Annotated in this window: 7 protein-coding genes; 6 read left to right on the top strand and 1 reads right to left on the bottom strand. The window is 65.5% G+C overall.

What is annotated here, in order from left to right; translation table 11 throughout:
* The first annotated feature begins 273 nt into the window (after positions 1-273).
* From ACLM5J_RS19850 to ACLM5J_RS19840, 3 genes are all read left to right on the top strand, one after another.
* Positions 274-1767: a ParB/RepB/Spo0J family partition protein gene (locus ACLM5J_RS19850; RefSeq protein ID WP_413658406.1), complete on the top strand. Its 1494-nt coding sequence runs from the start codon at positions 274-276 to the stop codon at positions 1765-1767.
* A gap of 508 nt (positions 1768-2275) precedes the next feature.
* The gene (locus ACLM5J_RS19845) at positions 2276-3196 is read left to right on the top strand and encodes a ParA family protein (protein WP_413658405.1); all 921 of its coding nucleotides are present in this window, start codon (positions 2276-2278) and stop codon (positions 3194-3196) included.
* Complete coding sequence (locus tag ACLM5J_RS19840; protein ID WP_413658404.1) at positions 3193-3738, top strand: hypothetical protein; 546 nt, start codon at positions 3193-3195, stop codon at positions 3736-3738. Before ACLM5J_RS19845 ends, ACLM5J_RS19840 begins: the two co-directional genes overlap by 4 nt.
* 262 nt (positions 3739-4000) lie before the next feature.
* Here the strand turns inward: ACLM5J_RS19840 and ACLM5J_RS19835 are convergent, their stop codons facing one another.
* The gene (locus tag ACLM5J_RS19835; protein WP_413658403.1) at positions 4001-4816 is read right to left on the bottom strand and encodes a hypothetical protein; all 816 of its coding nucleotides are present in this window, start codon (positions 4814-4816) and stop codon (positions 4001-4003) included.
* Positions 4817-5943: 1127 nt separating this feature from the next.
* Here ACLM5J_RS19835 and ACLM5J_RS19830 point away from each other — a divergent pair.
* From ACLM5J_RS19830 to ACLM5J_RS19820, 3 genes are all read left to right on the top strand, one after another.
* Positions 5944-7185, top strand: a complete 1242-nt coding sequence (locus ACLM5J_RS19830; protein WP_413658402.1) for a DUF4192 domain-containing protein — start codon at positions 5944-5946, stop codon at positions 7183-7185.
* A gap of 388 nt (positions 7186-7573) precedes the next feature.
* Positions 7574-8581: a DUF3560 domain-containing protein gene (locus ACLM5J_RS19825; protein ID WP_413658401.1), complete on the top strand. Its 1008-nt coding sequence runs from the start codon at positions 7574-7576 to the stop codon at positions 8579-8581.
* Positions 8582-8760: 179 nt separating this feature from the next.
* Positions 8761-9222, top strand: coding sequence for a hypothetical protein (locus tag ACLM5J_RS19820; RefSeq protein WP_413658400.1), 462 nt, complete (start codon positions 8761-8763; stop codon positions 9220-9222).
* Positions 9223-9224: the final 2 nt, after the last annotated feature.

The raw sequence follows: 9224 nt of genomic DNA, 5'->3' as shown, positions 1-9224 counted from the left end.
AGAGACGTTTTTTCTCTCCCGGTCGAACAATCATGACCCGCGGCCACCTCCACGCAACCCCAGCGCTACGCGCCGGCCGAGCAGGCGCGAACTTCGCCTCGGCGCTCCCTACGGTCGCTTATTTCCTCACCGAACCCCGCTGGTCGACCGGACACCGGGGTTGCCCTCCAGCGGCCCATCGCGGGTCGTGATCTTTCTCGCCCGGGAGAGGCAAAAACAAGGTCGGCAACGCAGAGCCAACCACCTCACCCCCGGCGCAGAAAGCAGGCCACCATGACCACCACGCAGAACACCACCGCCTACGAGGTCGGTACCACCGTGCACGTGGCACCGGAGACGCTGGTGATGGAGCGCAACATCCGCGACGCCAAGCCCGACGCCGACCTGGTCGCCTCGATCAAGGCTGTCGGCGTTCTTGAGCCGATCACCGCCGTTCTCACCGACGACAACCGACTGGTCGTGCGCTTCGGCCACCGTCGCACCCTGGCAGCAGTCGAGGCCAAGACCACCAGCGTCCCGGTCTACGTCCGCAGCCTGAGCAGCGTCGACGACGCCTCCGAGATTGAGCGACTGGTCACTCAGCGCGACGAGAACACCCACCGTGAAGGCCTGACCAGCGCTGACGAGGCCGGTGTGGTCGCCTCCCTCGCTGGCCTGGGTCTCAGTGCCGCCCAGATCACCAAGAAGTCCCGCATCCCCAAGGCCACCGTGCAGGCTGCCCTCACCGTCTCGGCCTCCGACATGGCCCGCGAGCACGTCGCTGAGTACGACCTGACCCTGGATGAGGGTGTGGTCCTGTCCGAGTTCGAGGACGACCCCGAGGCTGTGATCGCGCTCGTGAACGCGGCACAGCGCGGCCAGTTCGAGCACAAGGCCCAAGAGTTGCGTGACGAGCGGATGCTCGCCCGCAAGCGCGCCGACCTGCTCGCCTCGGTCACTGACCCCGACCTCACCGTCCTTGAGGACGGTCCCGACCGGACCGTGCTGTCTCTGCGCCGCATCCGCACCAACGGCAAGCAGGTCACCGAAGAGGATCACCGAGCCTGTGGAGGTCACGTCGCCTGGATCCAGACTGACTGGTGTGACATCGACCAGGACGGCAACGAGGTCACCTACCCCGAGTCCCCGGAGCCCGAGGACTTCGACGGCGACGAGACCGCCTACGAGGCGGCCTACACGAAGTACGAAGCCGCATGCACCCAGGTCCGCGTGACGGCGCGCAGGTGCCAGGTACCGGTGGGCTTCACCTACGGCTGTAAGGACTGGGCCACCCACGGACACACCGACTCCTGGAACCACTCCCCCAGCAAGCCCAAGGCTGCCGACCTGAGCGACGAAGAGCGCGAGAAGGCCAAGGCCGCGCGCAAACTTGTAATCGACAACAACAAGGCTTGGTCGGCATCGGAAGCCGTGCGGCGCGAGTTCCTGGCCAACTTCGCGAAGATCAAGACCCCGCCCAAGGGTTCCCACCGGTTCATCGCGGACGCGATGAACCACGACCGGAGGATTCTGGATGACTACTCGGCCAAGAGCCTGGCCGAAACCCTGGTCGGCGCCACGGTCCCCAAGAGCGCCACTGAGAACCGGTGCGCGGTGATCGCGCTCGTGCAGGTGCTCGCCTCCTACGAAGCCGACATGAACAAGGACTCGTGGCGCAGCAACGGCACCACCAACGCCGTTGGCCGGTACCTGCGGTTCCTGGCCAGCGCATGCGACTACAACCTCTCCGACGTCGAGAAGTACGCAGCCAGCGCCAAGACAGCCTGACCCCTCCCCCGGGGGAAGACTCAACTGAGATTCCCCCGGGGCCACCCCGCTCCGCAGCGCTTCGGGGGAAGAGCTTCCCAGGGCATCGAGCCCCGGGAACCCCAAGCCCGATCACCTCGGCGACCCGCCTCCCGCTAACATCGGGCAACCCCTTGCGTGCTCTCCTGGCGACTCTCGCAGCCTGGCCTGCCGCCTGGTCATATCGCCCGCGCCGACCTGCTGATCGTTCCACCTGTGGCAACCGTATGGGTGCCCCGTATGGCATCCACATATGGGAGGTACTGCTCGTCACATCTTCTGGTACTGGCATCTGCGGGTATCGCCTAACGTATCCATCCGGTGATTCCAGCAGAATTGCACGGGTGGTTAATCCAAATGAATGTTCCTGCCGGGCGTGTCGTGCGTCCAAATCCTCCGGTGAGGTCATACGTTGGCATCGCATGATCACCACGCTGGCTCACTACATCTGCTGACTTCGGATGGGCTTCACAGACAAGGACCTTCTTCGATGAACGATCAGAACCTCGCGCGGGTGATCTGCGTAGCCACCGGAAAAGGTGGAAGCTTCAAGACCAGCCTGGCGGCCAACAGTGCCGGCCTTATGGCCGCCGGCGGCTACCGGACTCTCCTGGTCGACTTCGACCCACAAGGCGACCTCGCCGACGACCTCGGGTACCACTCTGATGACCGCCTCGACGACGGCCAGCACCTCGCCAGCTCACTCATCGCTGGAACACCGCTTCAGCCGGTGCTTCGCGACGTCCGACCTAACCTAGACGTGGTCCCCGGAGGGGAGTATCTGGCCGACATCGGCGGAATGATGCTTGCGCGTCAGTCGCGCATGAGCAGCAACTATGACCTGCTCGCGAAGTCGCTCTCGCCGCTCGCTGCTGACTACGACCTCGTTGTGATCGACACTCCGCCGGTGGACGAGATGCTGCAGCTACTCGCGCTTCGCGCTAGTCGCTGGCTCGTGGTGCCCACGAAGGAAGACAAGAGCAGCATCCGGGCGATCGCACGAATCGCCCAGCGAGCAGCAGAGGTCCGCCAAGAAGGCCACCGCATCGACCTCCTGGGCGTCGTCCTTGCCGGCGTTCCTACGGCCGCGACGACTGTGCGTCGCCGTGCAGCCCGCGACATCGAAGGCATGCTGGGTGAGGTCGCACCGCTGTTCACCTCAGTCATCCGACACTCCTCGGCTGCGGCTCAAACGATGCGCGAGGAAGGCCTCCTGGCTCACGAACTGGCCGACAAGGTGGAAGGAACCGACTTCTTCGCGGAACTCCGCAAGGCCATCGCAGACGGCACTGAACGCCCCACCCGGCCCGGAAGTGCACCCGACCTGGCAACCGAGTACGTCCGCGTCGTCGAGCAGATCCTCCAGCGCATCAACGAGCTTGAGGTGGCAGAACTGGAGCAGAGCGCATGAGTGACCGTCTCGGCAGCATCGGCAAGATCCTCGACTCAGCACCAGCGCGCCGGCGCCTGGGCGAGCTCGAGCCGCGAACCCCAGCATCAACGCCGGTGACCGCAGTCCCCGACCTGCCCGCGCCTGAAGCCACGAAGCCTCAGAAGACCGAGAAGGCAGCCAAGGCACCACGCCGGCCCAACGCCACCACAGCAACCAAGGCCCGCATCCCGGTGCGGCTACCAGACCAACTCAACAGGCGACTCAGCACGGCCGCCCATGACCAGCGAAAGACACTGCTGGAGGTCCTGTTCGATGCACTGGAAGCCGCAGCTGGCAACCCCGTCCCCGTAGAGCGCCGCATCACGGACGCTCAGCGCCCCGCGGTCACCCAAGGAGCCCTCTTCACCCGCACCGAGAAGAGGGTCGCTGCCCCCAAGGTTCAAGTTGAGTTCGGCTTGACGGCCTCGAACGCCCAAGCGCTGGACCTCATGGTCACCCAACTCAAGGCCTCCAACCGATCTGAGCTGATCGTGGCGGCGCTCGACGAGTACCTGGACTGAATTCAAGCTTCGGCGGACCGGACTGCGCAGGCTCCGCCGTACCCCCGGCATGTGCCCGGTCCCGCAACTGCGAGCGGAGACCGGGCACATGCGTCTCAAGGCCCACCTACGTGCCACGAGGCACGGAGCCGAGAGCTGAGGTTCCCCATCCCGTCCAATAGAACTGGAACATCGTGTGCACCGGCCGCTTCGTCGACGACGTGATGCGGTTGACCGCGGCCCTGCAGTAGCGGCTCGGAGTGGCTCGCCGGAGTAGCTGCGGCTACTTCCTGACCACAGGAGAGGTCGAGGTGCGGTAGGACGGCGTCGCCGGCACGACCCAGCGCCACTTGGTCCGTTTCGGGGCCTTGACCTGCACGGACGCCACGCCCTTGCTGGTGGTCCGGACCCGGGCTCGCTGCACCCAACGGTGCTTGCTGGGCGAGTAGGACTGCAGGGTGATCTTGCTGCCGCGGATCGTGGAGTAGGTGCGGGTGGGCACGAAGTCGGAGGTCAGCTTCTGTGCCTTCGCCACGGTGCTCAAGCGGACCTTCGTTCCGGTCCGCTTCGCGCTGGCACTCACCTTCGATGCCGGCAGCTGGAACGGGCGGACGACCTTGTCGGTGCCTGCCCAACGGAACTTGTAGGTCTTGCGGACGTGTTCGCGACCCACCCACGCGCATCCGGTCGGGAGCGAAGGGGAGCAGGTCCAGACGCCGTAGTAGTACCAGTCGAGAACGAGGGTGTGCGCCCCGCGGGAAAGGGCCATGGTCGAGGCCATCGCCCGGACTCCCGCGAAGTCGGGGTCCACGGTCGCGTACTCGCTCTGCCCGGCGTCGCCGTAGAGATCGGTGCCGTCGAGCTGGATGTAGACCTCGTACTGGTCGGAGCCCTCCCAACCGGGCTGATTCGTCCGGATGTCGAAGGTCACCGCGCACTGCTCACCCTCGGGCGTCTGGGTGCACTCCTCGCCGGAGTCCTGGTGGACCGTCATCCGCCAGTCCCCGACGTAGGTCAGGGCCTGGGCAGGCGCGGGAAGGCTGATGCCAGCGATCAGCAGGCCACAGGCTGCGAGGCCGGCAAGGAGGGTTCTCTTCACAGTCGGATAGTAGAGCCTCTGCGGCCCTCGTTTGCGGCAAAGCCATTGGACCGGATCGGTCACCGAAACCACTGGGTACAAGTACCGGAAGTCCTCGCCAGCAAACCGGCCCGCCAGGGGCATATCTAGCTGCGCACATACTGCGACTCGCGCGGCCGCCTTCCTGGTTCCCGCCAGGCCGCCCATCAGCACCAGGGTCGGCGCCGACGTCGGCCGAGAGTGGCGGAACACCGTAGGAGCCACGGTGCACGTCCACTCATCGCGAAGATCTACGCCAGCCGGTGACCACGCGTAGTCACCATCCGGCATCGCCCACAGCTCTTCTGACTCCCACGGCGCGGGGTCGAACGCGGTGCAATCTGCGATCACCTCAACCCTCAGCAGCCACTCCCGTCTCCCGGCCACGTGTCTTCGATCCTCGCTCCTGAGGTGGTCGAGGTGAATGCCCGTAGCGAAAGCCTGCCGCTTAAAGTGTTAAGAATCGTCACGTGGAGTACAAGATCTGCAACGACCTTGGCCCAGGCCAAGAAAAAACTGGAACAACATGTGACACGCACCAGGTACCCGTCGCACCCTTCAAGTGGTTACGCCTCGTCTCCATCCCGCATCGCGGGGAAGGGTCGAGAGTCGCCGGCGGCGACCGGGTCCAGGTCTAGGGGACCTTGCAACCGCCCTCAGGGGCCGCGTCCTAGACCAGTGGACGCGGCCCCTGAGATCACGAGCGTGGATGTCGCCTCGCCGGAACCCCAGCAGCCCGGCGTACACCCTTGGCAGCGGGGCCTGACAGTTGTCGCAACTAAGACATCGCGTTAGTGTGTCTTCACAGTCCCTACTAGTAGGGACAGGGTGGTCCGCCAGCTCCACACTGACGGACCACCAGGCGGGGGCGTTACTCCGCCAGCATGTTCCAGCAAACGATTGCGGCCTTGTAGATCTTCCACAACAGTGCACCAACACTGAAGATCTTCAGGGCCGTTTTTCGCTTACTCGGGCTAGCGGGCTCCTCTGGACAATTCTTCATCCGGACCCCTCCTTTCTTCCGGGGATGGATTTCACGACGCAAGCGTCGCGAGCTCCCGGAAACCCGGCCTTAAGGCAGTCCCCAGCCTACCCGCCAATTTCGACTCATGGAGAGATCACCGTCTTTCGCATGGGGGGACAACCAGGTGGTGCTGCGCACCCCCCACAGGAGACCGCCTCCGGCGGCCGCCACACATACAGAGACGTTTTTTCTCTCCCGGTCGAACAATCATGACCCGCGGCCACCTCCACGCAACCCCAGCGCTACGCGCCGGCCGAGCAGGCGCGAACTTCGCCTCGGCGCTCCCTACGGTCGCTTATTTCCTCACCGAACCCCGCTGGTCGACCGGACACCGGGGTTGCCCTCCAGCGGCCCATCGCGGGTCGTGATCTTTCTCGCCCGGGAGAGGCAAAAACAAGGTCGGCAACGCAGAGCCAACCACCTCACCCCGCGCAGAAAGCAGGTCACCATGACCACGATCGCGCTTCACAACCCTTCGGAGACGGTTGCTCTCGTCTCGCGAATGCTCGGCTTCCACCCGACCGAGAGCCTGGTCATTCTGACCTTGGGCAGCGGCGGACCCTGCGCACGCATCGACCTCCCTCACGAAGGACGCGACGTCTTGGAGGCAGTCATGGAACTCTGGAAGGCCTTTCGTCAGTACCCGGGGGAGGTCCTCGTGATCGCCTACACCGAGGATGCGGATGCCGCCGACGTCGTGGTGCAAGCCCTCATGGTGGCGTTGGGCACAACCTCTCCCGTTCGTGTCGCCCTGCGCGTCACCGGCGACGAGTGGTACGACATGACCGGTTGGGCGAACGGACGGATCGAGTCCACAGACCCCAGCGTCTTCCCGGCCAAGTACGCGAACGTCGAGCCACTGCCCACGCGAAAGCACCTCGATGCCACACTCAAGCCCGTCGGCCGCGCCGCTCGCGTGAAGGAGATCCAAACGGACGGACTTGCGCGAGTCCTTGCCGTGGCGGAGGTCATCGCGATGATCGACCGCTACCTGAGCGATGAGACCCTGCCCAGCGACAACGAGACGGCAGACCTCCTTCTCACGCTCACCAGTAAGCGTCAGGCCATGAACGCAGCGCAGAGCAAGATCTCCCAGTCCACAGCGGACGAGATGACGAAGTTCTGGACCTACGTCCTGCAGAGCGCCTATGTCTCCGACGAGGCGGCCGGACTCCTCGCGCTCGCCTCGTGGGTGGCCGGGAACGGCGCACTCTCCTGGTGCGCGCTGGACCGGGTGAAGAACTACACCCGACTCGCTGACTACGTGAAGGCTGTCCTGGAGGAGCCCCGCAACCCGTCCGCGTGGCATCCCGCAACGGTGATCTGATCAGGGTGGGGCCAGCCTCGCGGCTGGCCCCACACCCTTCGGGGCCGGCGACGGAGGCCGGCCAACGCCCGACCCTGACGGGCCGGACCCCCTTCACCTGCCCCGCTGACGCGGGGCACCCGTTTTTTCTCTCCCGGTCGAACAATCATGACCCGCGGCCACCTCCACGCAACCCCAGCGCTACGCGCCGGCCGAGCAGGCGCGAACTTCGCCTCGGCGCTCCCTACGGTCGCTTATTTCCTCACCGAACCCCGCTGGTCGACCGGACACCGGGGTTGCCCTCCAGCGGCCCATCGCGGGTCGTGATCTTTCTCGCCCGGGAGAGGCAAAAACAAGGTCGGCAACGCAGAGCCAACCACCTCACCCCCGGCGCAGAAAGCAGGCCACCATGAGCACGATCCAGGTTGAGCACGGCCAATCCGGGACGACCGTCACCGGCACCCAGCGTGGAGACCGCGAGACCACAACCGCACTCAAGCGGCTCGGATTCCGCTGGTCGCGCAACCTCGACGCGTGGTACCTCCCGCGCACCTGGACCGAGCCCACTCGCCTGATGCGGGTCCGTCAGCTGATGAGCGAGGTCGACGCAGAACTGACCACCTCGACAGAAGCGCCCCGCACGGCGGCCGAGAAGGACCAGGGCAAGCGCGATCGCGCGGCCGCGCGCGCAGAGCGCCTTGACGCCCGCGCAGAGCGGGAGAAGGGCACCGCCGCCGCCGCAGCGCGGTCCAGCCGTCAGATACTCGACCAGATCCCGATGGGGCAACCGATCCTCGTCGGGCATCACAGTCAGCCGCGCCACGAGCGCGCGGTGAAGAAGTTGCACAGCAACCTAGGGCGCGAAGTCGCCGCCAACGCTGCCGCTCAGGACGCAACCGAGCGCGCCGACCGGGCACGCCGGGTAGCCAGCGGCGCCGAGTCGGTGGTCACCATCGGCAACAGGATCGAGCGCAACGATGCAGACCTACGCCGCATCGACCGACGCCTAGCCAGCCTCAGCGATTCGGCTCAATCCGCCTACGCGGATCGCCTCAATGCTCGCCGACTGGAGTTGGTCGACCAGATCGACTACGACCGCCAGAAGCTGAGCGATCGCGGGGGAGACCGCTACTCCCGAGAGACAGTCAAGCCCGGCGACTTCGTGCAGGTCACCGGCATCTGGTTCCCGGTCCTGCGCTCCAACGCGAAGAGCGTCAGCGTGCCCTCTCCGATGGCCGCAGCCGACTCGACCTGGACCAACACCGCGCAATGGCACAAGGTCCAGGCGCACCTACCCCGCAACCAGGCCACCGCCGAGAAGGTCCGTTCGTTCGCGAGCAAGGTTCAACGTCCGTTCGCCGGGCTGGCCGCCCGACTCAACGCTGAGGCCGACAAGATCGCCAGCCAACAGCAGTGATCGCAATGGCCCCGAGTGCAGCCCCCGCGCTCGGCTCGGGCCACCCTGCGCGGGGGGCTGCCAGCTCCGGGGGCAGACCGTTCCGGCCCGCCCCGCGACTCTGGCAGTCGGCAAGTGGTTCCGATCGTGTGACTGTCACCCGGGCCTCTGATAACCTTGGTTATACGTAGGAGGTTGTTATGTCCACGCACAGCATCGAGCGCACCGAGGTCATCACCCACGCCCGAAAGGCGCGCCTGAAGGGTCAGCTGGCTGACCTGGACTACAAGCGCGACGTCCGCGCGCTCGCCTCACTCCTTTCTCAGCACGAGCTTGCCCGCGAGATCGGCGTCTCCCAGCCGGCCATCTCCAAGACACTGAAGCAGGCCGCGGATCTCCCGCAGGTTCCCGAAGGGTTCTCCGGCGCCACGCCCTTGGAGATCTGCGAGCGTTACGCCGCTGGCGAGATCGACCGTGACCAGCTGATCAAGGAACTGGGGGAGTGGGACTATCCCCCGAGGGACACCACAGACGGGTACGACACCATCCTGGTTGATCCGATTGGATCTTTTGGCGACGTCGAGCTGGCTCATCTGCGAGGCCTCATTGACGACGCAATCTACGACGCAGTCTTGGATCTCGTCACGGATAGCCCCTCCTGACA

The organism is Nocardioides sp. Bht2 (assembly GCF_047308515.1).
GTDB lineage: Bacteria > Actinomycetota > Actinomycetes > Propionibacteriales > Nocardioidaceae > Nocardioides.
The sequence above is the reverse complement of the archived record's forward strand: the minus strand, read 5'-3'. Positions and strand labels throughout refer to the sequence as shown.

What these genes read in the sequence shown, in the direction of transcription:
- ACLM5J_RS19850 (WP_413658406.1), top strand. Translation starts at nt 274, where the DNA reads ATGACCACCACGCAGAACACCACCGCCTACGAGGTCGGTACCACCGTG.
- ACLM5J_RS19845 (WP_413658405.1), top strand. Translation starts at nt 2,276, where the DNA reads ATGAACGATCAGAACCTCGCGCGGGTGATCTGCGTAGCCACCGGAAAA.
- ACLM5J_RS19840 (WP_413658404.1), top strand. Translation starts at nt 3,193, where the DNA reads ATGAGTGACCGTCTCGGCAGCATCGGCAAGATCCTCGACTCAGCACCA.
- ACLM5J_RS19830 (WP_413658402.1), top strand. Translation starts at nt 5,944, where the DNA reads ATGGAGAGATCACCGTCTTTCGCATGGGGGGACAACCAGGTGGTGCTG.
- ACLM5J_RS19825 (WP_413658401.1), top strand. Translation starts at nt 7,574, where the DNA reads ATGAGCACGATCCAGGTTGAGCACGGCCAATCCGGGACGACCGTCACC.
- ACLM5J_RS19820 (WP_413658400.1), top strand. Translation starts at nt 8,761, where the DNA reads ATGTCCACGCACAGCATCGAGCGCACCGAGGTCATCACCCACGCCCGA.